At 72.5% G+C, this 24969-nt stretch carries 24 protein-coding genes; 14 read left to right on the top strand and 10 right to left on the bottom strand.

The annotated features are described in order from the left end of the window. Nucleotides 1-134: 134 nt before the first annotated feature. Genes ACZ6AA_RS02925 through ACZ6AA_RS02910 form a run of 4 tightly spaced genes read left to right on the top strand, consistent with a single transcriptional unit; the run spans nt 135 to nt 8254 of the window. Nucleotides 135-3407 (top strand): tetratricopeptide repeat protein, encoded by a 3273-nt coding sequence (locus tag ACZ6AA_RS02925; protein ID WP_468451214.1) that lies wholly within the window; start codon nt 135-137, stop codon nt 3405-3407. Nucleotides 3408-3450: 43 nt separating this feature from the next. Then, nucleotides 3451-5913: a hypothetical protein gene (locus tag ACZ6AA_RS02920; protein ID WP_471455926.1), complete on the top strand. Its 2463-nt coding sequence runs from the start codon at nt 3451-3453 to the stop codon at nt 5911-5913. A 5-nt stretch (nt 5914-5918) separates the two neighbouring features. Continuing rightward, nucleotides 5919-7220: a CHAT domain-containing protein gene (locus ACZ6AA_RS02915; RefSeq protein WP_468480484.1), complete on the top strand. Its 1302-nt coding sequence runs from the start codon at nt 5919-5921 to the stop codon at nt 7218-7220. Beyond that, nucleotides 7217-8254, top strand: a complete 1038-nt coding sequence (locus tag ACZ6AA_RS02910; protein ID WP_468451208.1) for a hypothetical protein — start codon at nt 7217-7219, stop codon at nt 8252-8254. The genes ACZ6AA_RS02915 and ACZ6AA_RS02910 overlap by 4 nt, the downstream gene beginning before the upstream one ends. 225 nt (nt 8255-8479) lie before the next feature. On the opposite strand, the gene ACZ6AA_RS02905 is transcribed toward ACZ6AA_RS02910, so the two are convergent. Beyond that, on the bottom strand, nt 8480-8794 hold the full coding sequence (locus ACZ6AA_RS02905) for a hypothetical protein (RefSeq protein WP_471455924.1): 315 nt from the start codon (nt 8792-8794) through the stop codon (nt 8480-8482). Then, the gene (gene mca, locus ACZ6AA_RS02900) at nt 8787-9668 is read right to left on the bottom strand and encodes a mycothiol conjugate amidase Mca (protein WP_468451204.1); all 882 of its coding nucleotides are present in this window, start codon (nt 9666-9668) and stop codon (nt 8787-8789) included. Before mca ends, ACZ6AA_RS02905 begins: the two co-directional genes overlap by 8 nt. A gap of 135 nt (nt 9669-9803) precedes the next feature. Between mca and ACZ6AA_RS02895 the strand changes: the two genes are divergently transcribed. Both ACZ6AA_RS02895 and greA read left to right on the top strand, forming a co-directional pair. Next, entirely contained in the window at nt 9804-10229 is a 426-nt protein-coding gene (locus tag ACZ6AA_RS02895; RefSeq protein WP_468451202.1) for a DUF4307 domain-containing protein, read from the top strand. Between the two features lie 218 nt (nt 10230-10447). Then, entirely contained in the window at nt 10448-10945 is a 498-nt protein-coding gene (gene greA, locus ACZ6AA_RS02890) for a transcription elongation factor GreA (RefSeq protein ID WP_468451200.1), read from the top strand. 63 nt (nt 10946-11008) lie between these two features. Here the strand turns inward: greA and ACZ6AA_RS02885 are convergent, their stop codons facing one another. Further along, nucleotides 11009-11389, bottom strand: a complete 381-nt coding sequence (locus tag ACZ6AA_RS02885; protein WP_468451198.1) for a hypothetical protein — start codon at nt 11387-11389, stop codon at nt 11009-11011. A gap of 229 nt (nt 11390-11618) precedes the next feature. Between ACZ6AA_RS02885 and ACZ6AA_RS02880 the strand changes: the two genes are divergently transcribed. Further along, the gene (locus tag ACZ6AA_RS02880; protein WP_468451196.1) at nt 11619-12311 is read left to right on the top strand and encodes a helix-turn-helix transcriptional regulator; all 693 of its coding nucleotides are present in this window, start codon (nt 11619-11621) and stop codon (nt 12309-12311) included. Between the two features lie 70 nt (nt 12312-12381). Here the strand turns inward: ACZ6AA_RS02880 and ACZ6AA_RS02875 are convergent, their stop codons facing one another. The 3 genes from ACZ6AA_RS02875 to ilvA form a co-directional block, all read right to left on the bottom strand. Next, nucleotides 12382-13233, bottom strand: coding sequence for an ABC transporter permease (locus ACZ6AA_RS02875; RefSeq protein ID WP_468451194.1), 852 nt, complete (start codon nt 13231-13233; stop codon nt 12382-12384). Then, the gene (locus ACZ6AA_RS02870; RefSeq protein ID WP_471455916.1) at nt 13230-14315 is read right to left on the bottom strand and encodes an ATP-binding cassette domain-containing protein; all 1086 of its coding nucleotides are present in this window, start codon (nt 14313-14315) and stop codon (nt 13230-13232) included. Before ACZ6AA_RS02870 ends, ACZ6AA_RS02875 begins: the two co-directional genes overlap by 4 nt. A gap of 292 nt (nt 14316-14607) precedes the next feature. Beyond that, complete coding sequence (ilvA, locus tag ACZ6AA_RS02865; protein ID WP_468451190.1) at nt 14608-15837, bottom strand: threonine ammonia-lyase; 1230 nt, start codon at nt 15835-15837, stop codon at nt 14608-14610. A 145-nt stretch (nt 15838-15982) separates the two neighbouring features. On the opposite strand from ilvA, the gene ACZ6AA_RS02860 reads away from it, so the two are divergent. The 3 genes from ACZ6AA_RS02860 (at nt 15983) to ACZ6AA_RS02850 (ending at nt 17396) form a co-directional block, all read left to right on the top strand. Then, entirely contained in the window at nt 15983-16495 is a 513-nt protein-coding gene (locus ACZ6AA_RS02860; RefSeq protein WP_468451188.1) for a MarR family winged helix-turn-helix transcriptional regulator, read from the top strand. A gap of 137 nt (nt 16496-16632) precedes the next feature. Further along, nucleotides 16633-17145 carry a sigma factor-like helix-turn-helix DNA-binding protein gene (locus ACZ6AA_RS02855; RefSeq protein ID WP_468451186.1) on the top strand — a complete coding sequence of 171 codons (513 nt, stop codon included), beginning with the start codon at nt 16633-16635 and terminating at the stop codon, nt 17143-17145. Continuing rightward, on the top strand, nt 17142-17396 hold the full coding sequence (locus tag ACZ6AA_RS02850) for a hypothetical protein (RefSeq protein WP_468451184.1): 255 nt from the start codon (nt 17142-17144) through the stop codon (nt 17394-17396). Before ACZ6AA_RS02855 ends, ACZ6AA_RS02850 begins: the two co-directional genes overlap by 4 nt. Nucleotides 17397-17446: 50 nt before the next feature. Here the strand turns inward: ACZ6AA_RS02850 and ACZ6AA_RS02845 are convergent, their stop codons facing one another. Beyond that, nucleotides 17447-18601 (bottom strand): cystathionine gamma-synthase, encoded by a 1155-nt coding sequence (locus tag ACZ6AA_RS02845; RefSeq protein ID WP_468451182.1) that lies wholly within the window; start codon nt 18599-18601, stop codon nt 17447-17449. 134 nt (nt 18602-18735) lie between these two features. On the opposite strand from ACZ6AA_RS02845, the gene ACZ6AA_RS02840 reads away from it, so the two are divergent. The 3 genes from ACZ6AA_RS02840 (at nt 18736) to ACZ6AA_RS02830 (ending at nt 21471) form a co-directional block, all read left to right on the top strand. Further along, entirely contained in the window at nt 18736-19854 is a 1119-nt protein-coding gene (locus ACZ6AA_RS02840) for a hypothetical protein (protein ID WP_468451180.1), read from the top strand. A gap of 77 nt (nt 19855-19931) precedes the next feature. Further along, the gene (gene msrA, locus ACZ6AA_RS02835; protein ID WP_468480479.1) at nt 19932-20642 is read left to right on the top strand and encodes a peptide-methionine (S)-S-oxide reductase MsrA; all 711 of its coding nucleotides are present in this window, start codon (nt 19932-19934) and stop codon (nt 20640-20642) included. A 28-nt stretch (nt 20643-20670) separates the two neighbouring features. Next, nucleotides 20671-21471: an alpha/beta fold hydrolase gene (locus ACZ6AA_RS02830; RefSeq protein ID WP_468451176.1), complete on the top strand. Its 801-nt coding sequence runs from the start codon at nt 20671-20673 to the stop codon at nt 21469-21471. Between the two features lie 63 nt (nt 21472-21534). On the opposite strand, the gene ACZ6AA_RS02825 is transcribed toward ACZ6AA_RS02830, so the two are convergent. Next, the gene (locus tag ACZ6AA_RS02825; RefSeq protein ID WP_468451174.1) at nt 21535-21921 is read right to left on the bottom strand and encodes a VOC family protein; all 387 of its coding nucleotides are present in this window, start codon (nt 21919-21921) and stop codon (nt 21535-21537) included. Nucleotides 21922-22146: 225 nt separating this feature from the next. Then, nucleotides 22147-23199: an NAD(P)-dependent alcohol dehydrogenase gene (locus tag ACZ6AA_RS02820; RefSeq protein WP_471455908.1), complete on the bottom strand. Its 1053-nt coding sequence runs from the start codon at nt 23197-23199 to the stop codon at nt 22147-22149. Nucleotides 23200-23317: 118 nt separating this feature from the next. On the opposite strand from ACZ6AA_RS02820, the gene ACZ6AA_RS02815 reads away from it, so the two are divergent. Continuing rightward, on the top strand, nt 23318-24229 hold the full coding sequence (locus ACZ6AA_RS02815) for a helix-turn-helix domain-containing protein (protein WP_468451170.1): 912 nt from the start codon (nt 23318-23320) through the stop codon (nt 24227-24229). A 10-nt stretch (nt 24230-24239) separates the two neighbouring features. Here the strand turns inward: ACZ6AA_RS02815 and ACZ6AA_RS02810 are convergent, their stop codons facing one another. Beyond that, on the bottom strand, nt 24240-24851 hold the full coding sequence (locus ACZ6AA_RS02810; RefSeq protein ID WP_471455904.1) for a Uma2 family endonuclease: 612 nt from the start codon (nt 24849-24851) through the stop codon (nt 24240-24242). Between the last annotated feature and the right edge of the window lie 118 nt (nt 24852-24969).

Here is a 24969-nt window from a genome sequence, read left to right as displayed (position 1 = left end):
GACTCCCTCGCGCCGACGCCACGTACGCAGGACACTGACACGTACATGTAGAGGTACGGGGCAGACGTACCCCTGCACGGGGCACACGCACGGACACGTGTCGACGGCACGTGCCGCTCTCGGAGGGGGACCACATGCGGGACAGCCATCGGGCCGAGGCCGAGCGGCTGTTGGCACGAGCCGTCGAGGAGGAGGTCCGGCGCACCGGCGGGCGCACGGACGGCGGGGTGCTCCTGTCGCGGGCGCGCGGCGCCCTGGACGCCATGGCGCAGACGGCGGCCGAGGAGTACGAGGCGTACACGCGGGCCCTGGACGAGGCGGCGGCCGGACAGCTCACCTTCGCCCAGCGGTACGCGAAGGAGGGCGCGGGCACGCCGCTGCTCGTCGTGGCCGTCGCCGCCGTCGCGGCCACCGCCGCCGACCTCGCGCTCGGCACGGGCGGCGGCACGGCGCTCGGCGCGGGCGCGGCGGTCGCGGTGGCGGGCGCCGCCGCGACGGTGGTGAAGGTGACGGCGTCGCACGTGCCTGCGGCGCAGCGGCACGCGGGCGCGGTGAGCCAGCCGGGCGGGCCCGAGCAACTGCGGCTCCAGTGGCTGACGGCCCTGGAGGTGCGCGGGATCCGGCCGTTCCTCGACCAGCAGCGGGTCCTCAACGCGGCGAGCGGCGGCGGGGTGACCGGCGGCAGCGGCGGCCAGAAGAAGGCGGCCCCGCAGCTGCGCCGCACCGACAAGAGCGCGGCGGCCCGGCGGCGCACCGTCCTGGAGCAGTCCTTCGCCCAACTGCCGCAGCCCCACGGCACGTTCGCGGGACGCCGGGCGGAGCTGGGGCGGATCGCGCAGTGGGTGCACGCGGCGCGCGCCAGCACCCAGACCAGGCCGACGGTCGTGGTGCTGCACGGGTCGCCGGGGGCGGGCCGCTCCGCGCTCGCCGTGCGGGCGGCGCACGACGTGAAGGACCAGTTCCGCGGGGCCTGTCTGGTGGACCTGCGCGGCGAGAGCCCCGACACCCCGCCCCTGTCGACCCGCGACGCGCTCCTGCACCTCCTCAACCGCCTCGGCGCACCCCGCGAACAGCTTCTGTTCCGCGAGCGCTCCACGCAGGAACAGCAGGTCAGACGGCTCAGCGAGATCTACCACCAGCATCTGACGGGCCTTGAGGTGGTCGTCGTGCTCGACGACGCCTGCGACCCGGACCAGGTGCGCACCCTCATCCCCGAGCGCTCCGACAGCCTCGTCCTCGTCACCGCCCGCAAACCCCTCGACCTGCCCGAGGACCTGCCCGCGTGGGTGCATCAGCTGCCGGTGGAGGAGCTGGACGCGGCGGGCGCCGAACAGTTGCTGCGCAGCTCGGCGGAGGAGCTGACCGGGCCCTACGACGCGGCGTCCCTGGAGACCGTGCGGGACCTGTGCGGCGGCCTCCCGCTCGCGCTGCGCACCGCCGGGTCCTCGCTCGGACCGCGCACCCCCCTTGAGCTGGTCAACGACCTCTCCGCGTACGGGCCTCCGCACGCCTTCGCCCCCGTCGAGCGTGCCCTGTCGCTGCGCTACGCCGACCAGGCCGAGCCCGCACGCCGCCTGCTGCGGCGGCTCGCGCTGGCCGGGCGCGCCTCGCTCGGCGCGGCCGCGGCCGCCGCGCTGCTCGCCACCGACGAGGCCGAGGCGGGCCGCCAGCTCACCGCGCTGTCCCGGGCGGGCCTCGTCGACCACGTCCGCAGCGACCGCTACCGGCTGCACGACCTCGTGCGCTCCTTCGCCCAGGCCCGGCTGGCCGACGAGGAGGAGCCCGGCGAGCGCACCGCCGCGCAGGAACGTCTCATCGTCAGCTACGGCGAGCTGGCCGACTCCGTGATCCGTCTCGTCGACGGCAAGACGTCCACCCGCGCCGACCACTTCGGGCAGCACGGCTTCACGTCCCTGGACTCCGCGCTGCGCTGGCTCGACGACGAGTCGAGCTTCATCACGGCGGCGCTGCGGCACGCCGAGGGCGTCGACCCGCAGGCCGTCCTCAATCTGCTCGGCGCCCTGTGCGACTACTGCCTGCTGCGCGGCGACCTCTACCGCCTCGGCGAGATCAGCGAGTTCGCGCAGTCCCTGGAGAAGCTGGAGCAGGGCGCGGCGGCCACCGGGGCGGCGGGGCGGGGCCGGATGGAGCGCAGCGTGCAGTGGCGCACCGGCATAGCGGCCCGCCAGATCGGCGACCTCGACCAGGCACGCTCCACCCTGTCGTCCGTCGTCGACCTGTACTTCGAGGCCCACCAGGACGCGGGCGCGGCCCGTGCCCTCGGCTCGCTCGGCATCACCCTGCACCACCAGGGCAATCTGTCCGAGGCCGCCGCCCGGCTCCGCGAGGCGCTCGACCTCCAGGTGTCCGAGCAGCTCGCGGGCGACCGCGCCTGGACCCTGCACGCCCTGGCCGCCGTCGAACGCGACCGCTCCCGCCTCGGCGAGGCCGAGGAGATGCTGCGCACCGCCCTGGTCCTGCACCGCGAGAGCGAGTCCGTGCACGGCGAGGCCTGGGCCCACTTCCAGCTCGGCCAGGTGTGCCTGCGCCGGGGCGATGTGCCGCGCGCGGAGGAGGAGCTGCGGCGCGCCCTCGACCTGTACGGCAGCACGCGCGACGCCCGCGGCGAGGCGTGGGCCCTCACCCAGCTCTCCCGCGCCCGACTCGTCGCGGGCGACCCGGCGCCCGCCGTCGACGGCCTGCGCCAGGCCGTCTCGCGCCACCGCGACAACGAGGACGCGCGCGGAGAGGCCTGGTCCCTGTACTACCTCGGCCAGGCCCTGGAGGAGACCGGCAACCTCGAACAGGCCGTACGCGACCTGGAGCGGGCCCGCACGATGTTCTCCCGCATGCGCGACGTGTACGGCCTCGCCTGCGCCCGCCACCACTCGGCGCGCGTCACCCGCGACCAGCGCGCCGCGCAGACCGGCTCGCTGCGCAACTCCGGCTTCGCCCGCCAGCTCCTGATGGACGCCCGCGCCGACTTCCAGCGCATCGGGGTCGCCCACGGCGAGGCCTGGACGTGCCTGGAGCTTGCCGTCGTCGACGCCGGGAACGCCCGCACCCAGGCCGCGCTCTCCCTCTGCGACGAGGCCATCGCCCTCTTCGCCTCCTACGGCGACCGGCGCGGCGAGGACTGGGCCCACTTCCTGCGCGCCACGCTCCTGCCCTATGCCTCCCCCGGCGGCTGGGAGATCGGCACGGCCGTCGCCCAGGAGGAGCTGGTCCAACTGGCCCGCGCCGTCCACCCTTCGCGCGACGGGAAGCTCGACCAGTACGTCGAGGCGTATCTGCTGCTCCTGGAGCGGGGCGCCGAGCTGGACGCGGGGTGGCAGGCGTGGCGCCTCGGGATGACGCCGGACCGGCACGCCAGGGAGATCATGGGGGTTTCGGTGACCGCGCCTTGATCGGGCCGCCATAGTGGGGAGTTGAGCGGCCGAAGGGCGGGGGGTGGGGTACGTGGAGGGGTGGCTGCCGGACGATCTGGCGCCGTACGACGGGCCCCGCGAGGTGGCGGATCTGCCGTCCGCGCTGCGCGCGTTCCTGCGGCCGGAGCCCGACGACGAGAGCCCCGCGGTCCTTGAGCTGTACGGGCCACCGGGGGCCGGGACGTACTCCCTGGCGGTCCGGCTTGCCCACCTGGCCCGGGACACGGGGGAAGGGGCGCGGTTCACGCCCTGCTGGGTGCCGCTCGGCGCCGGGGGCACCACGCCCGACCTCGTCCTGCTGCCACTCCTTGAGCAGTTGCTCGACGGCCGCCCGCCGCGTTCCCTGTACGACCTGGTCCTTGCCGAGCCCTCCGGGCTGGAGGAGGCGCTGGCCTGGCCGTGCCGCGATGTGCTCCTGCAGGGGCGCCATCTGGTGGTGCTCGACGGACTGCCCGCCGGGGAGCCCGGAGCCGAGCTGCTGCGCATGGCCCACTGGCTCGTCGAGGGCACGGACTCCCGGGTCCTGGCCCTTTCCGCGGCCGCACACGAGGTGCCGGAGGCGCCGCCCGCCGCCTACGAGGTGACGGACGGCCCCGAGAGCCATGAGGCCGAAGTCGGCCCACTGACCCGGATGCTGTTGAAGTCGCTCGAACTCTGGCAGGGCGACGAGGTCAACGCACCGGTGGCGGCCACGCTGCGGTGGGCGCGGCCACAGCCCGTCGACCAGGTCCGCAGGGCGTTGCGGGACCTGTACGCGAAGGGGTTGCTCCAGGCCACGCGGCACGAGTGGTACCGACTGCGCCCGGCCCCTCGCCCAGGGGCCCTCCCCCGCCTGGACCTCGACCTCGCCAAGGCGGTGCTCGACGGCTCCGCCGACCCGCGCGACGGCGCGGACGCGTACGTCGACCTCGCGGCACGCCTCACCCGCGCCGGGTCGACGGAGACGGCCGCCGCCCTGCTCGACCGGCTCGAACCCCAACTGATGGGACGGCAGGGCCTGTTCAGGCTGCTGCGGGTCAAGCAGACCCACTGGCACGCGACGGGCCACTGGGAGCCGCTGAAGCTCGTGGCTGCCACCTCCGCCAGGGACCTCGGCCGAACCCGGCCCGCCATGGAAGCCCTGGCCAAGCTCGGCTCCCCGCGCGCCGCCGTCCACAAGGCGATCGCCGAGCGCCACGCGGGCCTGCTGCGCGAGGCCGCGGCCACGCTCGACGCCCTCCCCGACGCCGTACCGCCGGACGGCTGGGCGCTGCACACCCGCGCGGCCGTCCGGTGCGACATGGGTGAACTCCGGGGGGCCGACCGGCTGTTGCGCAGCGCCGTGGAGGCCCACCAGGTGCGGGGGGACGTACGCGGCGAGGCCTGGGCCGTTCACCACTACGGGCGACTGCGGATGGTGCGGGGCGATCTGGAGGAGGCGCAGAAGCGTCTGGAGGCCGCCCGGCACCTGTTCGCGGAGCTGGGCGACCGCCAGGGCCGGGCCTGGACGGAGACCGAACTCGGCAGGAACCAGGTGCTGTTCGGGAGCCACACGGAGGCGCTCCACCAGCTGCGCAAGGCGCTCGGCCTGCACCTGTCGAACGGCGACATGCGGGGCGCGGGGTGGACGTATCTGTATCTCGCCCTGGCCCACGAGGCCTCCGGCGACCGGGAGGGGGCCACGCCCCTGGTCCGCACGGCGGAACGGGAGTTGCGCGAGGTCCCCGACCAACTGGGCCACGCCTGGGCAGAGCACTGCCGCGCGCTCCTGCCGTTCGCCGGTCGTACGACCTCGCCGAGGGCGGAGACGCAGCTCCGGTCGGCGATGGAGCGCTTCCAACGGTCCGGCTGCCTCCACGGCCAGGCTTGGAACACCCTGGAGCTGGCGCGGCTGTGGCGGCGGGAGAGGGGGAGTTCGTCGGCGGCGGCGGGGCTGTACCGCGACGCCGAGCGCCGGTTCGAGGCCATCGGTGACGCCCACGGTCAGAGGTGGGCCATGTCGCTGCGCGCCAACGCCTTCGACCGGAGCCACCGCCCGGAGCACACCCCCCTGACCGCCCGCCACCTCATCCTCGAGCCGGGCGCCCCCGACCCCGGCACCACCCCCTTCCCCACCACCCTCTCCCACATCCGCCTCACCCTCCTCGACGACGACTCCACCCCCGGCGCCGCGTCCCGCATCACCCTCCACGTCGACCCCGGTCCGGAGCACCCCTGGTCCGCCCCCGCACCCGACCTCCCCTGGCTGACCGCCCGCGCCACGCCGCTCACCGCCGCCGACGTCGAACCCGCGCACGCCCTGACGCTCAAGCCCTCTCCCCACGACCAGGACGGCGCCGAGTTCCTGTTCACGCCGCGCCGGGCGGGCCGCCACCGGCTCCTCTTCACGGTGGAGGACTCCGCGACGGCGACGGTCCTCCAGCAGGTCGAGACGTTCATCGACGTCACCGACGGCGAGAGCGGCCCGCGGGACGCGCTGTCGCCCGAAGCGCTGCGGAGGGCCTAGGACACATGGCCCACGAACTCCCGACGCGCGTCACGCACGACCCCAGCCTCGGCTTCACCCGGCTCCCCCGGCATGTGATCCGCCACCCCGACCTCGTCGTCGGCCTCGACGCGCGCCGCGAGGACGAGCCCGTGCAGGCCCGGATGTACGGGCCCGCCGTCCCCTCGCTCAGCGGCGCGGAGCACACGGTGACGCTCAACGTCCGCCCGCGCGAGGTGCGTTCGGTGGCGGCGCGGCTGCGGCAGGTGTGGAAGGACGAGTTCGTGGCGCTCCAGCCGCTGGACGCGACCGGCCGCCCCGCCCTCGGCCGCACCCCGCTCCCGTACGCCTCCCTCGTCGACCTGACCGCGCGGCCCCCGGCCGAACTGCGCGCGGCGCTCGCCCGGCTGGCCCTGGACGGCACCCAGTTGCTCTACGACGTCCTCCTCGGCGGCGAGTCCGAGGAGCTGAAGCTCTTCCGCGGCTTCCTGACGGACGCCCTCGGCAGCGACCGGCCCCTGCGCGTCCGCTTCCACTCGGACCTGTACCTGCCGTGGCCGATGCTGTGCCTGCCCGCCGCCCCGGAGGTGGCACCGGAGCCGGGCCCCGAGGGCCTGTTCGGGCGCTTCCTCGGCTATCGCCACCAGCTCGAACACACCGGCGGCAACGCCTACGCCCGCGTCGCCGACGACCGCGACCCGCCACCGCGCTCGGCGCCCGCCGTCAGCCTCAACCACGACACGGGTGTCGACGCGGAGGGGCTGACCCGGGCGGCCGACGTCGCCACCGCCCTCGCCGACGGCGGGGACCTCGTCGAACGCACCACCCGCGACGAACTGGAACGCGCCCTCGGCGACACGCTCCTCGACGAGCAGCTGATGTACTTCTGGTGCCACGGCCACTTCACCGCGTCCGGCGACGAACCCCCGTACCTCGTCCTGAAGTTGACCGACCAACGGGCCATCGACGCGCACAGCCTGCGCGCCCACCGCCCGCCCCCGCACTCCTGCGTGCCGTTCCGCCCCTTCGTCCTGCTCAACGCCTGCTACGCGGGGCTCCCCGGCAACGCCGACCTGGCCTACCTCGGCAGAGCCCTGTTCGACGCGGGCGCAAGCGGCATCCTCGGCCCCCAGATCGAGATGCCCCAACGCTTCGCCGCCGAGTACGCCCTCGCCTTCGTCACCCGCTACCTGACGGGCAGAGAGACAGCGGGCGACATCGCCCACACCCTCTCCCGGCACTTCGCCGACACCTGCCACAACCCACTGGGCTTCGCCTACGCCCTGCACAGCGGAATGGACAGCCGCTTGGAACGCACGACGGCATGAACGAAGGGACGGGGATGGACGAGGCGTACGGGGACGGGGAGGTCGCTGTTGTCGACCTCGATGCGAGTGGCTGGCCGGTGCGGTCCACCCGTGACGGTCCGCGCCCCGTGCCGCCGCCCGGCCTCGACGCCCACCTCGCGCAGCGGCTGAGGCCGCCGTCCTGGGCGACGGACATCGTCGTGTACGTCCACGGGTGGCAGACCTCGCAGGCGTCGGCGCTGGGGGCGCTGCGGACGCTGATGGGCCTCGTGGAGCGGCAGCGGGGCGAGCGGGCGGAGCTGTATCCGCGGCTCCGGCGGGGCGCACCCGGGCACCGGGACTTCGCCCCGTGGCCGGTCCTGGTCCGGTGGCCGTCGCGCTCGCTGCCCTCGCTCGGCGGCTACCGCCGCATCCGCGACCGCGCCCACGCGATGGGCACCGAGGGCCACGCGGCCCGCGTGATCGCGCAGCTCCTGGGCTATCTGGACGCCCACAGGGGCGACCCGCGCGCCGCGCCCGTCCTCGCCAACCGCGGCGGCCAGTACCTGCACCTCGTCGGGCACTCTTTCGGCTGCCGGCTGCTGTGCGAGGCGGTGCAGTGGGCCGCGGCGCCGCCGGGCGGGACGCTGGGGTGGAGCACGCCCGCGCCGCCCGGGCGGCCGTTCACCGTCGACTCGATGCTGCTGTTGCAGATGGCGGCGGCACGGGACGCCTTCGCGGCCACGTTCACCGCGCTCGCGGGGGCGCCGCTGCGCGGGCCGGTGGTGGCGACGTACTCGCAACACGACCGTGCCACCGGCTTCTGGCACCTGCGGGCCGAGAAGCGGGCGGGCATCGGGTACGCGGGGATCGGCACGGCACCCGCACCCGTCTCGGGCATCCGCATGCGAAGCACCGCAGAGCCGTACCCGCACGACGCCCTCGACCACCGCTTCGTCAGCGTCGACGCGGGCGAAGTCTTCGTCCACGGCCGTGGCCCGGCAGGCTCCCACTCCGACCACCTGCGCCCGGAGTCGGCACACCTGCTGCTGTCACTGGCGGACCACTCGCGGTGAGCATCCCAGTGGAGGGGCTGGTTCAGCCCGCCCGGCGTCCGAGCACAAGGCGCGGAGGGGCTGGTTTCAGCCCGTCCGGCGTCCGAGCACAAGGCGCGGAGGGGCTGGTTTCAGCCCGTCCGGCGTTTGAGGACGAGGCGCGGAGCGCCGACAACGGGGGTCCGGGGGCGGAGCCCCCGAGAGGGGCGCGCCGGACAAGCCTGCCCGGGCGCCCCACCAGAAACCTCAGACCCCGTTGGCGCCCTTGTCACCCTTGTCCCCCGCCGCGCCGGAGGCAGACCCCGCGCCGGAGGCCGCAGGCTCAGCCCTCTCGGAGCCACCCGAGGAGTCCGAGGAGGCCGAGGGGCCAGGCGCCTCCTTGAAGTCCACCTTCCCCATGTGCCGGTTCATGGACTTCATCAGTCGCCACACCGCGAGCGCCATCACCGCGAACACGATGAACCCCAGGACCCCGGGGGTCACCTTGTTCTCGTCGACCTCCTTGGCGAGGGGGACGAGGTGCGTCACTGCCAGGCTTGCGCTTCCGCTCATGTCAGGCATTGTCGCGGATGCCCGCGAAGAGGTCGTCCTCGGGGAGGGAGGTATCGACCAGAGACTTCGCGAGCTCGTACTCCTCGGTCGGCCAGACCTCCCGCTGGATGTCCATCGGGACCCGGAACCAGCCGCCGTCGGGGTCGATCTGCGTGGCGTGCGCGATCAGCGCCTTGTCGCGGATCTCGTAGAAGTCGGCGCACGGAACGTGCGTGGTCAGCGTGCGCTCGACCCGCTCGAACTCGTCCCAGCGCTTCAGCCACTCCCCGTAGGGCGACTCCAGGCCGCGGTCCAGCATGGCCTGGTGCAGTGCCTCGGTGCGCGGCCGGTTGAAGCCCTGGTTGTAGTACAGCTTCTGCGGCGTGAAGACGGGGCCGAACTCGCTCTCCGGGTACTTCTCCGCGTCCGCCGCGCCCTCGAAGGCCACCATCGAGATCTTGTGGGTCATGATGTGATCCGGGTGCGGATACCCGCCGTTCTCGTCGTACGTCGTGATCACCTGCGGGCGGAACGAACGGATCTGGCGCACCAGCTCACCGGCCGCCTTGTCGACGTCCTCCAGGGCGAAGCAGCCCTCGGGCAGCGGCGGCAGCGGGTCGCCCTCGGGCAGGCCCGAGTCGACGAAGCCGAGCCACTCCTGCTTGACGCCGAGGATCTCCCGGGCCTCGTCCATCTCCTTCTTGCGCACCTCGTGGATGTGCTCCTGGATGTACGTGTCGCCCTGGAGCTTGGGGTTGAGGATGTCGCCGCGCTCTCCGCCCGTGCAGGTCACGACGAGCACGTCCACCCCTTCGGACACGTACTTGGCCATGGTGGCCGCGCCCTTGCTCGACTCGTCGTCGGGGTGGGCGTGAACGGCCATCAGTCGAAGCTGCTCAGTCAAGACTCGATCCTCAGGTGTCCGGCGCCGGTGCGTGCTTGTGGCGCCCTCGGTCATCAGGCGTTGTACGGGGCTTCTATAGTGACGGAACCGGGGGGCGGAAAATTCCGGCATTCCCTGCCCGCATGGAGGACGATCATGACCGCGGTGAGCGGCGGCGACAGCGGCGGCCTGGCCACGCGGGTCCCCGAGGACCGCTACGGCAGGTCGGCGGACGAGCGTGCGGACCGCAAGCTCAAGATCGTCGGTTCCGTCCTCGGTGTGGTGCTGCTCGGTGTGATCGGCTGGTTCGGGTACGACTCGATCGCCGGGTCCAAGCTCAGCGGCGAGTTGATCAAGTTCGACGTGGTCTCGGACAAGGCCGTCGAGGTGCACCTGGAAGTGCGCAAGGACGCGGATGCGAACGGCTACTGCACGCTCCGCTCCCAGGCCGAGGACGGCTCCGAGGTGGGCCGCGCCGACTTCCGCTTCGATCAGGACAAGGGGCGCGTCGACAAGACCGTCACGCTGCGCACGACCGGGCGCGCCACCAGCGCGGAGCTCGTCGGCTGCCACGCCGACTGATCACTGCCCGCCGCCGCCCGCCCCCGCGCGACGCCGCCCACGACACGCCACGCTGCTCCGGGCACCCACGCCTTCACCTGCGCTAACACATTTCTGATGGCTTATGTCCTCCCCCTCCGGCACCGAAATTGTTAGGCTCGTGGTTTCGCCCACCCGTTAGGGAACATCCTTCTGGGTAGGGCGATGCTTTGTATTCCCAGTACCTACGAGGAGCACCTGTGACCCAGACCAGCGACAACGTCACCTGGCTGACCCAGGAGGCGTACGACAAGCTCCGGTCCGAGCTTGAGTACCTGTCTGGTCCTGCGCGCACCGAGATCGCAACCAAGATCGCGGCAGCGCGTGAGGAGGGCGACCTGCGCGAGAACGGCGGGTACCACGCGGCCAAGGAGGAGCAGGGCAAGCAGGAGCTCCGCGTCCGCCAGCTGACGCAGCTCCTGGAACACGCGAAGGTCGGTGAGGCGCCCGCCGAGTCGGGCGTCGCCGCCCCCGGCATGGTCGTCACCATCGCGTTCGACGGCGACGAGGACGACACGGTGACCTTCCTGCTCGCCTCCCGGGAGTACGCCAGCGACGACATCGAGACGTACTCGCCGCAGTCCCCGCTCGGCAGCGGCGTCAACGGCAAGAAGGTCGGCGAGAACGCGCAGTACGAGCTGCCGAACGGCAAGCTGGCCTCCGTCAAGATCCTCGAGGCCAAGCCGTACCAGGGCTGAGCCCCCCAGGACACCGAAGACCCCCGGCGCGATCCGCGCCGGGGGTCTCGCACGTTCCCGGTCCTACCTGCATTCGAGGTAGATGCCGCCGGACTGCTTCACATCCACCTTGTTGTTGGTCCTTGTGCCCGACAGGAAGGTCTTGAAGGCGCCCCGGGTGGGGCACTTCACGGACGTGTTGATGCTGCCCAGCGAGCTGGGCGACACGTTCTGGCACTTGTTGGTGAGCTGCACCCAGCCCGACAGCGTCTGCCCGAGCAGCGAGACGCAGACCTTCTTGTAGCCCTCGTAGAACCCGTTGCCCCAGATCTTGCCGTTCTGGACCTTCGGGGTGTACGCGATCAGCTCAAGCTCCTGGGCCGCGGCCGACGACTGCGACGCCGCCCCCATCACCATTCCGGCCGCCATCACGGCCGCGGCCGCGCTCATCCGCACCTTCGGCATGGACTTCCCCTCGTTGGCTGTACGTCGGTCGGCCGGACCGGCCGGGGCGCGCCACCCGGACGTTCTCGGCGTCTGTAGCCTCCAGCCCCGCGCACCCCGGCAGTACCCCCCGCCCAGGGGATCTTTTGCGCCACACCCGGCGGACTATTCATGTTCATGCCACTCGCAGTTCACCTTCCGCGTCGCACCATCTTGGGCACGGGGAAGCAGTGAGACACGGGGGTCAACTGTGATTTCGGTCGGTGTCATCGCGCGCGGCGGACCGGAACGGGCGGAGCTGCGTGCCGCCCTGGAGGCGGAGGGGCGGCATCTGGTCGCCGACGAGGACGAGCCGGGCCGGGAGGTGGCGCTCGTGCGCCGCGCCCGGCCCCGGGTGCTCGTGGTCAGCCAGGGCGACGAGGAGTCGGCGGTCACCGCCCTGCACCGGCTCGCCGCCGCGCCCGCGCCGGTGGCCGTCCTGCTGCTCGCCGGCCGGTTCACCTGCGGCGGCCTGCGCCGGATCCTGTCCTGCCGTCCGGCGGGCGTCCTGCACCGGGCCACGGCGGCCGCCCATCTGCCGTGGGCGGTCGGCGCGGCGGCCGCGGGCGGGCCGGTCCTCGGCCCCGAGCTGGTCGACGTGGTGGCCGGAGCCTGTCCGTGCCCCGGCTGCGCCCCGTCGGCGCGGGACGAGGCACGGGCCCTCCTCGCCACCCTGTCCACGCGCGAGCTGGAAGTCCTCGAACTCGTCGGCGACGGCCTGTCCAACCCCCAGATCGCCGCGGCCCTCACCATCAGCTCCGACACCGCCAAGGACCACGTGGGCAGCATCTGCGGCAAGCTCGGCATCCGGGGTCGGCTGCAGGTGGCCCGCGTCGCCTGGCAGGCGGGGCTCACCGGGCGGCGGGCCCCCGCGGGCGACCGGGTGCACGCCGCCTGCGGGTGACCGCGGCCGCAGGGTCGGACGGCCGCGGTCGGCCTGGGTGCGGGCGGCCGGAGTGCCGCGCGGCCGGGCGTCAGGCGGCCGCCGAGCGGTACTTGCGCACCGCGAGCGTGCGGAAGACCACCAGGATCAGCACCGACCACAGCACCGAGGCCAGGACCGGGTGCTGCATGGGCCAGGCGTCCGGCGTCTTGAAGCCGGGCGGCAGATTGCCGAACAGCTCGCGGCACGCCTGCACGGTGGTGCTGAACGGGTTCCACTCGGCGATGTGCCGGAAGAACGTCGGCAGGTTGTTGGAGTCCACGAAGGCGTTCGAGATGAACGTCAGCGGGAAGAGCCAGATGAGCCCGCCGGACGTCGCGGCCTCCGGTGTGCGCACCGACAGGCCGATCAGGGCTCCGATCCACGAGAAGGCGTACCCGAGCAGGAGCAGCAGGGCGAAGCCCGCGAGGATCTTGCCGAAGTTCTCATGGGTGCGCCAGCCGATGAGCAGCGCGACCAGGGCGAGCACGACCAGGGTCAGCGCGGTCTGCACCAGGTCCGCCACGGTGCGGCCGGTGAGGACGGCGCCGCGCGCCATGGGCAGCGAGCGGAAGCGGTCGATGAGGCCCTTGTGCATGTCGTCCGCGATACCGGCGCCCGCGCCTGCCGTGGCGAAGGTGACCGTCTGGGCGAAGATTCCGGCCATCAGGAACTCGCGGTAGTCCTGCGACGAGAGCGAGCCGCCGACCTGGATGGAGCCGCCGAAGACGTACGTGAACAGGACCACGAACATCACCGGCTGGATCAGGCCGAACAGCACCATCTCGGGAATCCGGGACATTCTGATCAGATTCCGGCGGGCGATGACCAGGGAGTCGCGGACGGACTTGCCGATGCCACCGGCGGGCCTGGGGGCGGGAGCGGTACGCGTGACGGCACTCACGGAGCGGCCTCCTTCTTGTGCTTGTCCTTGGCGACGGCCGCGCTCTTGGCGTCCGTGCCGCCGTCCGCGCCGTTCGCGCCGTTCGCGCCGTTCGCGCCGTTCGCGCCGTTCGCGCCGTTCGCGCCGTTCTCTTCGTCCTTGACCTCGGCCGTGTGGCCCGTCAGGGAGATGAACACGTCGTCGAGGGTGGGGCGGCGCAGGCCGATGTCGTCGATCTCGATGCCGCGGGTGTCGAGCTCACGGATGACCTCGGCGAGCAGCTTCGCGCCGCCGGTGACGGGGACGGTCAGCTTGCGGGTGTGCCGGTCGACGGCGGCCTCGCCCTTGCCGAAGCCGGTGAGGACCTCGGCGGCGGTCGTGATGTGGTCCCGCTCGTGCACCACGACCTCGACGCGCTCGCCGCCGATCTGGGCCTTGAGCTGGTCGGCGGTGCCGCGGGCGATGACGCGGCCGTGGTCGACGACGCAGATGTCGTGCGCCAGGTGGTCGGCCTCCTCCAGATACTGCGTGGTCAGCAGGAGGGTGGTGCCGCCCGCGACGAGCTCCTGGATGACCTCCCACAGCCCCTGGCGGTTGCGCGGGTCCAGACCGGTCGTCGGCTCGTCCATGAACATCACCGGCGGCGACACGACCAGGGCGGCGGCGAGGTCGAGGCGGCGGCGCATACCGCCCGAGTACGTCTTGGAGGGGCGGTCCGCCGCGTCCGCGAGGTTGAAGCGCTCAAGGAGCTCGCCCGCCCGCTCCTTGGCCTCCTTGGCCCGCATCTCGTACAGCTGGCCGACCATCTGGAGATTCTCACGGCCCGTCAGATACTCGTCCACGGCGGCGAATTGGCCGGAGAGGCCGATCGAGCGCCGCACTTCGTTCGGATGCTTCAGGACGTCGATCCCGGCGACGAACGCCTTGCCGCTGTCGGGGGTGAGCAGCGTGGTCAGACAGCGCACCGCCGTCGTCTTTCCCGCGCCGTTCGGCCCGAGGAGGCCGAGGACGGTGCCTTCCGGGACATCGAGATCGACGCCGTCCAGAGCCCTTACGTCACCGAAGGTCTTCACCAGACCTTCGGCGTAGATGGCGCCTGGCATAGGGGGTCTCCCATGTTTTGGGTGGTTTCCTAGCGAAAAGCTTAGAATCGCCGGGTTCCGATCGCCCGACGCTTAGTGGCGTGCATCACAAACACTAACGCGATACATCGCGTTACTCAACGCATTCCATGAACCTTGCAGAAACCAGTGGGGCGCGGGATCCCTCGCGCGCCCCCCTCGTCGCCCGCGCGCCCCCTACGGCGTACGCGACGTACCCGGCATCAGCCGATCGACGTGCCCGACGTCAGCCGATGACCGTGCCCCGGCATCGGCCGATCAGCGTGCCCCGACGTCAGCCGATGACCGTGTACCCGGCGTCCCGCAACGCCACCGCGACCTCCGCGCAGTGCTCGGGCCCCTTGGTCTCCAGATGCAGCTCCACCTCCGCCTCCGTGAGCCCGAGCCGGGGGTCGGTCCGCACATGGCTCACGTCGAGGACATTGGCGTCCACCGCCGACAGCACCCCGAGCAGGGTCGCCAGGGCGCCCGGCCGGTCCGTCAGACGCAGCCGCAGCGACAGATAGCGGCCCGCCGCCGCCATGCCGTGGCGCAGGATGCGCTGCATCAGCAGCGGGTCCACGTTGCCGCCGGAGAGCAGCGCGACGACCGGGCCCCTGAAGGCACGCGGGTCACTCAGGAGCGCCGCCACCGGGCTCGCGCCCGCAGGTTCGACGACCATCTTGGCCCGCTCCAGGCACAGCAGCAAGGCACTCGACAAATCGTCCTCGGAGACCGTGACGACGTCGTCCACCAGGTCCTCGACGAGCCGGAACGGCACGTCCCCGGGGCGGCCCACCTTGATGCCGTCCGCCATGGTCACAGGGTTGTCGATCGACGTCGGGCGCCCCGCGGCCAGCGAGGGCGGGTACGCCGCCGCACCCGCCGCCTGCACCCCGACCAGGCGTACGTCGGGGCGCAGCGACTTGACCGCGACCGCGATGCCCGCGGCGAGGCCGCCGCCGCCCACGCCGACGACGAGCGTGCGCAGCTCCGGGCACTGCTCCAGGATCTCCAGGCCCACCGTGCCCTGACCGGCGACGATGTCCGGGTGGTCGAAGGGGTGGATGAAGACCGCGCCCGTCTCGCGCGCGTAGTCCTGCGCGGCGGCCAGCGTCTCGTCTACGACGTTGCCCCGGAGACGGACCTCCGCTCCGTAGTCGCGGGTCGCCGCGACCTTCGGCAGCGGGGCCCCGACCGGCATGAACACCGTGGCGCGGACGCCGAGCAGGGACGAGGCGAGGGCCACGCCCTGCGCGTGGTTCCCGGCGCTGGCCGCGACGACCCCGGCGGCGCGCTCCTCGGGCAGCAGCCCGGAGATGCGCACATAGGCGCCGCGGAGCTTGAACGAGCCGGTCCGCTGGAGGTTCTCGCACTTCAGGTGCACCGGCGCGCCGACCAACCGCGACAGGTGCCTGCTGCCTTCCATGGGCGTGACCCTGGAGACGCCGACGAGCATCTTCTGGGCGCCCCGTACGTCGTCGAGCGTGACGGCGGGAAAGGAGCGAGTCGTGCGGTAGCTCATGACTGCAGTCTCGCAGTTCACGCCCGTCCCCTCCCTGCGTGACCAAGCGGCGAGACGGGTTTGCGCAGCGCCGGTACGGGTAGCGCCCGGGCCGCGTACCCTGTCCCCCAACCCACCACCCTTCCCATGAAGTGAGCCCCCGGCCATGCCCACAACTCCGGACATGACGACCGCCAGCGATCCCGGCCTCCTCGATACGCTGCAGCACCAGGTTGCGGTGTTCGCACGGCGTGCGGAGCAGACCCGCCTCGGCGGCGTCGGACAGGTCCGCAACTCCATGGACCGCGCCGCGTACCTGCTGCTCAACCGCCTCGACAAGGAAGGTCCCATGGGCGTCAAGGCGCTCGCGGCGAGCATGGGCATCGACTCGTCGACCGTGACCCGGCAGGTCGCGCCCCTGGTCGACACCGGCCTGGTCAAGCGCACCTCCCACCCCGAGGACGGCCGTGCCGTCGTCCTCCAGCTGTCCCCGCGCGGGCAGGCCCGCCTCGACGAGGTGCGCTCCTCGCGGCGCGAGCTGATGGCGGAGCTCACGCAGGACTGGGCTCCGGCGGAACGCGAGAGCTTCACCGCGCTCCTCACCCGCTTCAACACCGCGCTCTCGGCACGGCAGTCGTCCCAGGCCGTACCGGACTCCGTCGCTCCGACCGACTCCTGAGCCCCCGGCCGCGGTACGCCGACCACCGCGGCCGGGCGCAGGGCGGCAGGGTCCGCTCGCGCAGGGCTCTTGACCTGGGCACCGTGCCTGGCCTCAGATGAAACCGAGTCCCCCTACGCCGGACGGCGGGAGGCACGGTGCGAGAGCGGCAGGCCGCCCAACAGGCCCGCCGTGCCCGGGAGTTCCAGGCGTTCGTCGCGGGCGCGGCAGGGCGTCTCCTGCATGCCGCCACGCTGCTCACCGGTGAGCGGCCGGACGCCAACCCGCGCGCGCGTGCGCTGCTCACGGCCGCGCTCGCGTCCACGTACGCCTCCTGGGACAGGCTGCGCGGCGAGGATCCGTACGACCGCACCCGCACCGTCCTCGTCGTCCGCTTCGCGCGGGGCGCCTGGCGGCGCTCCCGCGGGCGCGGCGGGGTGCTCGCCCGGCTGTCCCCGCAGGAGCGGCTCGTCCTCGTTCTCCGGTTGTACGAGGGTGTGGCCGAGGAGCAGACGGCGGCGCTGCTCGGGCTCGGCGTGGAGCGGGTGCGGACGCTGTCCGCCCGGGCCGTCGCCACCGTGCTCCATCCGCCGCGCGGGCCCGCGCCCACCACGCCCGCCGCGCCGGGGATGCCGCCCGGTGCGCCCCTCGGGAAGGCGGCCTCGCCATGAGCCAGCAGGAGCGGCGGGAGGCCGTGGTGCGGGGGATGCTCGACGCCGGGGGGCCGGCGTCGGTGCCGCCGGAACTGCACGCGGACGCCGTGCGGCGCGGGGCCCGGATGCTGCGGCGCCGCACGGTCGTGCGGCGACTGGTGTGGCTGCTCCTGCTGGTCGCCGTCGTGGCGTTCGCGGTCTGGGCGGCGGAGGCCCAGCCGTGGGTGGAGCCCCCGTCGAGCCGCACCCCGCCCCTGACCAGCTGGTGACCCGGGGCGGCCGGGATCGCCCCCGGCCGCCCCCCTGAGTGCCCGCGCGCCTAGCCCAGCGCCTGCTGCAGATCCGCCAGCAGGTCGTCGGCCGACTCGATGCCTACGGAGAGGCGGACCAGGTCGGCCGGGACCTCCAGGGCGGAGCCCGCGACGGAGGCGTGGGTCATGCGGCCGGGGTGCTCGATGAGCGACTCGACGCCGCCGAGGGACTCGCCGAGGGTGAACAGCTTGGCCCGGTCGCAGACGGCGACGGCCGCCTCCTCGCCGCCCTCGACCTGGAAGGACACCATCCCGCCGAAGGACTTCATCTGCTTGGCGGCGATCTCGTGGCCGGGGTGCGAGGCGAGCCCCGGGTACAGCACCTTCGTCACGCGCGCGTGCCGCGTGAGCATGTCGACGACGCGCTCGGCGTTCTCGCTGTGCCGGTCCATGCGGACGGCCAGCGTCTTGATGCCCCGCAGGACCAGCCAGGAGTCGAAGGGCCCGGCGACGGCACCCATCGCGTTCTGGTGGAACGCCAACTCCTCCCCCAGCTCGGCGTCGTTGACGACGAGCGCACCGCCGACGACGTCGGAGTGCCCGCCCATGTACTTCGTCATGGAGTGCACGACGACGTCCGCGCCGAGAGCGAGCGGCTGCTGGAGGTAGGGGCTCGCGAAGGTGTTGTCGACGACGAGCCGCGCGCCCGCCTCCCGGGCGATCTGGGCCGTGGCCTCGATGTCGGTGATGCCGAGCAGCGGGTTGGAGGGGGTCTCCACCCACACGGCCTTCGTGCGCGGCGTGAGCGCGGCCCGCACCGACGCCGGGTCGGAGGTGTCGGCGACCGACCACTCCACGCCCCAGCGCGAGACGACCTTGGCGAACAGGCGGAACGTACCGCCGTACGCGTCATTGGGGATGACGACGTGGTCGCCGGGGCCGAGCAGCGTACGCAACAGGCAGTCCTCGGCGGCGAGGCCGGAGGCGAAGGCGAGGCCGCGGCGGCCGCCTTCGAGGGCGGCGAGGTTCTCCTCCAGGGCGGTGCGCGTCGGGTTGGCGCTGCGGCTGTACTCGTAGCCGCCGCGGAGTCCGCCGACTCCGTCCTGCTTGTACGTGGACACCTGGTAGATGGGCGGGACGACGGCGCCGGTGAGCGGGTCGGCGGTGTTGCCCGCGTGAATGGCGACGGTCTCGAAATTCTGGCTGCTGTGCGAGTCACTCATGCGGCCTGAGCGTAATGCGGCGCGGGCTCCGGGGCCGGGCGGGGCGGCCGGTGGCCCGGGTCCCGCGGGACAGGTTGACCGGCGGGGACGGCCAGGTTGGCCAATTGTCACAGGCGTCTGGTTCGCTTGTACGTATGGAGATTCTCTGGGTCCTGATGGCAGTGGTCATGATCGGGGCGGTTCTCGGGCCGGTCCTGCTGCGCAGGCGCGGCGGAATCCGCCAGGTGCACCCGGGCGCCCCGGACGCGGCGGACCCGGCGAACTACGGCTTCGCGCGCCAGGAGGAGCTGGACATCCGCATGCCCGGACCGGACGCGGACCTGATCGAGGTCCTCGACCTGGTGCAGCGCACGCAGGACTGGCGTGCCGCTTCGCAGCTGCTCGCCGGGACGGAGGTGCACGGTGAGCAGCGGTGGCAGCGTGTGCAGGCCTTCGCGGGCGCGGCTTCCTTGGAGCTGGCGCAGCGGCCGGGCGGGGTCAGCGACACCCCGGGCGGGCAGTGGCTGCGGGTGTGGCGGGCCGAGGCCCCGAAGGACGCGGGCGGCGCGGCCGTGCACGCGGAGTTCCTGGTGCAGCAGGCCTGGCGCTCCTCGACGGCCGGGACGGACGAGTTCCGCATCATCCTGGAGGAGGCGAAGGAGGCCTGCGGCCAGGCCGCGCTCCTGTCCCCCGGCGACCCGATCCCGTACATCGTCGAGCTGTCGATCGCCCGCGGCATGGCCTATCCGCGCGCGGACTTCGAGCAGCTGTGGCTGAAGATCCTGGACCGCGCCCCGGCCCACATGGGGGCGCATCTGGCGGCGCTGCACTACTGGTGCGAGAAGTGGCACGGCACCCGCGAGGAGGCGTACTCCTTCGCGGAGGCGGCGGCGGCCCGCGCCCCCAAGGGCTCCCTGCTCTCCGCGCTGCCCCTGTTCGCGGTGTACGAGCACCTGCCCGAGGTGAACCTGGTCCGCGGGTTCTACCAGAGCGAGGTCGTCACCAAGGCGATCGAGGGCGCCAAGTTCGCGGTGCACTCCGCCCGCCCGGACGACCCGATGCTGGCCCACGTCCGCCATCTCCTGGTCTTCTTCCTGGTGCGCTGCGAGCGCTGGGGCGAGGCCATGGACCAGCTGGTCCACGTCGACGGCCACGTCGGCGCCCTCCCCTGGACCCTGTCGCCCGACCCGGCCGCGGACTACGCGGTCTACCGCGCCCTGGCCGTCGCGGGCTACGAGGCCAACGGCGGCAGCCCCGCCACGCTGCCCCACTGACCGGCAGGAATGCCGGGCCCCGCCCCGGCGTTCTAGTGACTTGCCGCCGCCCGGCCCGCCACAAGGAGTGAAACCCCATGATCTTCGGTCGCACGCCCGTCCTCCCCACCCCCGAGGAGGCCCTGAAGGGCCGCGAGACGCCCGAGTTCGAGGTCCCCTCCCGGCACACGGTGCTCGGCAACGCCCTGCTCGGCCCCTACCCCGAGGGCCTGGAGGTCGCGGACTTCGGCCTCGGCTGCTTCTGGGGCGCGGAGCGCAAGTTCTGGCAGACCGACGGCGTCTGGACGACCCTCGTCGGCTACCAGGGCGGCTACACCCCGAACCCGTCCTACGAAGAGGTCTGCTCCGGCCTGACCGGCCACACGGAGGTCGTGCGCGTCGTCTTCGACCCCACGAAGGTCACCTACGCCGAGCTGCTCAAGCTCTTCTGGGAGTCCCACAACCCCACCCAGGGCTTCCGCCAGGGCAACGACGTGGGCACCCAGTACCGCTCCGCGATCTACACCCACACCCCCGCCCAGGAGACCACCGCCACGGCCTCCCGCGACGCCTACCAGCAGGTCCTCACCGCAGCGGGCCACGGCCAGATCACCACCACGGTCCTCCCTGCGGCCGACCGCGCCTTCTGGCCCGCCGAGGCCTACCACCAGCAGTACCTGGACAAGAACCCCGACGGCTACTGCGGCATCGGCGGCACGGGCGTGAAGCTGGGCGACCCCTTCGAGACGAACTGGGGCGTGTCCTGCCCGACGGGGATCGCTCCGGCGCCCGAGGCGGCGGACAAGTAACCGACAGCCCCCGCCGCCAAGGACCCCCATGCCCCACGCCTACGCCCCCGACGGCACCGCCCTGCACTATGAACTCCGGGGCTCCGGTGAGCCGTTGGTGCTGTTGAGCGGGCAGTCGAACAGTCGGCACTGGTGGGATCCGGTGGTCGAGGACTTCGCCGCCGTGTTCACCACCGTCACGCTGGACTGGCGCGGGACGGGGGACAGTGACCGGCCCGACACCGACTCCTACAGCACGCGGGGGTTCGCCGACGATGTCGTCGCCGTGCTCGATGACGCGGGGATCGGGCGGGCCCATGTGTACGGGACGTCGATGGGCGGGCGGGTCGCGCAGTGGTTCGCCGCGGAGTTCCCGGAGCGGGTGGAGCGGCTCGTGCTCGGGTGTACGTCGCCGGGGGCGCCGCACGGGGTCGAGCGGGGGGCCGAGGTGCGGCGGGCGCTCGCGCAGGGCGACCCTGCCGCCGCACGGCGGGTGCTCCTTGAGCTGATGTACACGCCCGGCTGGATCGCCGCCCAGGAGGCGAGCGGGCGGCGGGAGTTCGGCACCCTCGGAGATCCGACCATGCCCGCCCACGCCCGCCGCCGCCATCTGCGCGCCAGCGCCCGGCACGACGCCTGGGACGCCCTCGTCCGGATCAAGGCGCCGACCCTCGTCGTGCACGGCGACGACGACACCTTCAACCCCACCGCCAACGCGCCGCTGCTCACCGGGCGCCTGCCGGACGCCCGGATGCGGCTCGTCCCGGGCGCGCGGCACGCCTACTTCGAGGAGTTCGCGGAGGTGGCCACGCCTCTGGTCCTCGGGTTCCTGCGCGACGGCGGGGCGTGAGGCGACGCCCGGGGCGCGAGGCGACGGCTGGGCGTGAAGCCCCTGCGCGCCGCCCCCCAATAGCTACGCCCCGGACCCGTACGCCCGCGTAATGATCTCCAGCTTGTGCCCGTCCGGGTCGTCCCAGTACACCCCCCGGCCGCCGTCGTTCGTGTTGATCTCGTTCTGCCGCTGGTGGTACGGGTCCGCCCAGTAGGTCAGGCCCCGCTCCTTGATGCGGCCGAAGATCGCGTCGAACTCGTCCTCGGAGACCAGGAACGCGTAGTGCTGCGGCACCGACGGGCCGCCGTCGCCCTCGTAGTAGTCGAGCGTGACGCCGTTGGGGATCTCCACGGGGATGAACGGGCCGTACTGCGGGCTGACTTCGAGCCCCAGGATGTCGGCGAGGAACTGCGCGGACGCCTTCTTGTCCGTGGCCGCGACAATCGTGTGGTTCAGCTCGATGGTCATCGTGCGGACCTCCTCATAGGCCTTGCGGTGTATGACCTGTGTGCCTGACATCGACCACGTTACGTACGGGCGTCCGGGCCGACATCGGTCAGCGGGTCGGCACACCCTGCGCATTGCGCCCTAGGCCCCTGGTCCCAGGCGAAATCCGGTCACGGAGACCGGGCCCGGGACCAGGCGGGCCGTCCGGCCGGGTCAGGCCAGGCCAGACCGTCGCCGCAGGCCAGGTCAGATCGTCGCGGCGTCGATCACGAACCGGTACCGCACATCGCTGGCGAGCACCCGCTCGTACGCCTCGTTGATCTGCTCCGCCCGGATCAGCTCGATGTCCGCGCCCAGGCCGTGCTCGGCGCAGAAGTCCAGCATCTCCTGGGTCTCCTGGATGCCGCCGATGCCGGAGCCCGCGAGGCTCTTGCGGCCCATGATCAGGGAGAAGAGGTTGAGGGACACGGGCTCCTCGGGGGCGCCCACGTTCACGAACGCGCCGTCCGTCTTCAGGAGGCCGAGGTACTTGTCCAGGGGCAGCGGCGCCGACACCGTGGAGACGATCAGGTCGAGGCTGCCCGCGAGCTGCTCGAAGGTGGCGTCGTCGCTGGTCGCGTAGTAGTGGTCGGCGCCCAGGCGCAGCCCGTCGTCCTTCTTGCGCAGGGACTGCGAGAGGACGGTCACCTCGGCGCCCATGGCGTGCGCGATCTTGACGGCCATGTGGCCGAGACCGCCGAGGCCGACGACGGCGACCTTCTTGCCGGGGCCCGCGTTCCAGTGGGCCAGCGGGGAGTACGTGGTGATGCCCGCGCACAGCAGCGGCGCGGCCACGTCCAGGGAGAGGCCGTCGGGGATGCGGAGGGTGAAGGCCTCGTCGACGACGATGCGGGTGGAGTAGCCGCCGTAGGTGGGCCGGCCCTCCTTGTCGAGGGCGTTGTACGTCTGGATGTTGCCCTTGGCGCAGTACTGCTCCAGGCCGGCCTCGCAGTTCTCGCACTCGCGGCAGGAGTCGACCATGCAGCCGACGCCGACGCGGTCGCCGACCTTGAACTTGGTGACGTCGGCGCCGACCTCCGCCACCACACCGGCGATCTCGTGGCCGGGCACCATCGGGAAGATGCCCTCGCCCCAGCCGTCGCGGGCCTGGTGGATGTCGGAGTGGCAGATACCGGCGTACTTGACGTCGATCAGGACGTCCGAGGCGCCGACGAGGCGGCGCTCGATGGTGGTGCGGGCCAGCGGGGCCTTGGCCGAGGGGGCTGCGTAAGCGGGGACGTTCATGGTCTGTGCGGTCATGTCCTCGACGCTGCCACCTGCGGAAAGGACCACCCAGCCCTCCGTTGTGCCTACGCGGGGCGGTCCTACCACCACTGGTATCAGGCTCAGGGGCGTACGACCCTGAATACTGGAGTGCATGGACGAGAACGCCCCGCAGGGCACGCCGCCCCCGGAGGGTCTGGACCGCCGTGCCGAGCTGAGCGAGTTCCTGCGCACCCGCAGGGCCCGCCTCCAGCCGCACGACGTGGGCCTGCCCAGCTACGGCAGGCACCGCAGGGTGCCCGGCCTGCGCCGCGAGGAGCTGGCCCAGCTCGCCGGGGTGTCCGTGGCGTACTACACCCGGCTCGAACAGGGCAACGGGCGGAACGTGTCCGCGGAGGTCCTGGACGCCATCGCGCGCGCCCTGCACCTGACCGACGCCGAGCACGCGCACCTCATGCACCTCGCGAAGCCCGCCGCGCACAAGAAGAAGCGGGTCCCGCGCACGCAGGCGATGCGGCCCGCGGTGGGGCAGCTGATGGACGCGATGGACGGTGTGCCCGCGTACGTGGTGGGGCGGCGCTCCGACATCCTCGGCTGGAACCGGATGGCGGCCGCGCTGTTCGGCGACTGGGGCCGCCTTCCGGCCGAGGAGCGGAACTGGGCACGGCTCGTCTTCCTCGACGAGCACATGCGGGAGCTGTTCTCCGACACCTGGGCCCAGAAGGCGTCGGACATCGTCAGCTTCCTGCGCATGGACGCGGGCTGCTACCCGAACGACCCGCTCCTGTCCGCCCTGGTCGGCGAACTCTCCGTGAAGAGCGAGGAGTTCAGGCGCCTGTGGGCCACGCACGACGTCCGGGAGAAGGGCCACGGCGTGAAGCGCCTGCGCCATCCCCTGGTCGGGGAGCTGACCCTCTCCTTCGAGACGATGCGCCTCACGGACGACACGGAACAGTCCTTGGTGACGTACCACGCGGAGCCCGGCTCCCCCTCGGCGGAGGGCCTGCGCCTCCTGGCGAGCTGGGGCGTCGACGCCGTGGACTCCTCACGGCACGGGGTGTCCTAGCCCGCCGGGGTCAGGCGCGGTACCGGGGAAACTTGGCCGTTTCGATGGTCCACGCGCCCATGGGGACGGCGTCGCCGAACTTGTACCGGCGGGGGGTGTCGGCGTACCTGGGCTCGCCACTGACCGTGTCCGGGCCGGAGTGCACGGTGACCGTGCCGTCCCTGGGGTCGACGATCACGTACTCGGGGACGCCCATGCGGGGGTAGTCGCGGAGCTTGGTGATGTAGTCGTTGCCGGGGTCCGAGGGGGAGACGGCCTCTACGGCGACGGAAACGTCGGGGGCGAAGAAGGCGAAGTCGTCGTCCTGCTTCTCGTACGCCTCCGTGGTGGCTGCGAGCAGGTCCGCCGTACGGCACAGTCCGAGTCCTGGATGGTGCACACGGCTCTCGGCGGCGGCGACAGCGCCGTCGTCCTGGGTCCGGATCTGGAAGCCGACCTCGAGGACGATCATCCCGTGGGGGTTGGACGGACTCATCATGTGGACGCGGATCCCCTGCTCATCGATGTCTGCCCGTACCCGATTGCCAAGCCGATCCGCCTCATCCACGAAGGCGTCAGCAAGGTCACGGAGCTCGTCGTACGTGACTGTCGACCTGTCCGGCTCGACCGGCTGCGCACTCATGCTGCGACTCCCTTGCGTGTGTGGTGCCCGGGCCGCGGGGGGGGGGGGGGGGGGGGGGGGGGGGGAGAAGGGGGCAGAAGAGGAACAACGCGCCACGAAAAGGTAGGGGGGGATGGGT

This window comes from Streptomyces sp. NPDC040610 (assembly GCF_055594065.1).
Note: the sequence above shows the minus strand (reverse complement) of the source record. Positions and strands in the feature narration are given on the sequence as shown.

Excerpts from the sequence above, each read along its gene's own strand:
- msrA (WP_468480479.1), top strand. The coding sequence starts at position 19,932 with ATGATCTTCGGTCGCACGCCCGTCCTCCCCACCCCCGAGGAGGCCCTG.
- ilvA (WP_468451190.1), bottom strand. The coding sequence starts at position 15,837 with ATGAGCTACCGCACGACTCGCTCCTTTCCCGCCGTCACGCTCGACGAC.
- ACZ6AA_RS02885 (WP_468451198.1), bottom strand. The coding sequence starts at position 11,389 with ATGCCGAAGGTGCGGATGAGCGCGGCCGCGGCCGTGATGGCGGCCGGA.
- ACZ6AA_RS02915 (WP_468480484.1), top strand. The coding sequence starts at position 5,919 with ATGGCCCACGAACTCCCGACGCGCGTCACGCACGACCCCAGCCTCGGC.
- ACZ6AA_RS02905 (WP_471455924.1), bottom strand. The coding sequence starts at position 8,794 with ATGCCTGACATGAGCGGAAGCGCAAGCCTGGCAGTGACGCACCTCGTC.
- ACZ6AA_RS02850 (WP_468451184.1), top strand. The coding sequence starts at position 17,142 with ATGAGCCAGCAGGAGCGGCGGGAGGCCGTGGTGCGGGGGATGCTCGAC.
- ACZ6AA_RS02820 (WP_471455908.1), bottom strand. The coding sequence starts at position 23,199 with ATGACCGCACAGACCATGAACGTCCCCGCTTACGCAGCCCCCTCGGCC.
- ACZ6AA_RS02825 (WP_468451174.1), bottom strand. The coding sequence starts at position 21,921 with ATGACCATCGAGCTGAACCACACGATTGTCGCGGCCACGGACAAGAAG.
- ACZ6AA_RS02815 (WP_468451170.1), top strand. The coding sequence starts at position 23,318 with ATGGACGAGAACGCCCCGCAGGGCACGCCGCCCCCGGAGGGTCTGGAC.
- ACZ6AA_RS02830 (WP_468451176.1), top strand. The coding sequence starts at position 20,671 with ATGCCCCACGCCTACGCCCCCGACGGCACCGCCCTGCACTATGAACTC.
- ACZ6AA_RS02845 (WP_468451182.1), bottom strand. The coding sequence starts at position 18,601 with ATGAGTGACTCGCACAGCAGCCAGAATTTCGAGACCGTCGCCATTCAC.
- ACZ6AA_RS02910 (WP_468451208.1), top strand. The coding sequence starts at position 7,217 with ATGAACGAAGGGACGGGGATGGACGAGGCGTACGGGGACGGGGAGGTC.
- ACZ6AA_RS02810 (WP_471455904.1), bottom strand. The coding sequence starts at position 24,851 with ATGAGTGCGCAGCCGGTCGAGCCGGACAGGTCGACAGTCACGTACGAC.
- ACZ6AA_RS02860 (WP_468451188.1), top strand. The coding sequence starts at position 15,983 with ATGCCCACAACTCCGGACATGACGACCGCCAGCGATCCCGGCCTCCTC.
- ACZ6AA_RS02925 (WP_468451214.1), top strand. The coding sequence starts at position 135 with ATGCGGGACAGCCATCGGGCCGAGGCCGAGCGGCTGTTGGCACGAGCC.
- ACZ6AA_RS02870 (WP_471455916.1), bottom strand. The coding sequence starts at position 14,315 with ATGCCAGGCGCCATCTACGCCGAAGGTCTGGTGAAGACCTTCGGTGAC.
- ACZ6AA_RS02840 (WP_468451180.1), top strand. The coding sequence starts at position 18,736 with ATGGAGATTCTCTGGGTCCTGATGGCAGTGGTCATGATCGGGGCGGTT.
- ACZ6AA_RS02895 (WP_468451202.1), top strand. The coding sequence starts at position 9,804 with ATGACCGCGGTGAGCGGCGGCGACAGCGGCGGCCTGGCCACGCGGGTC.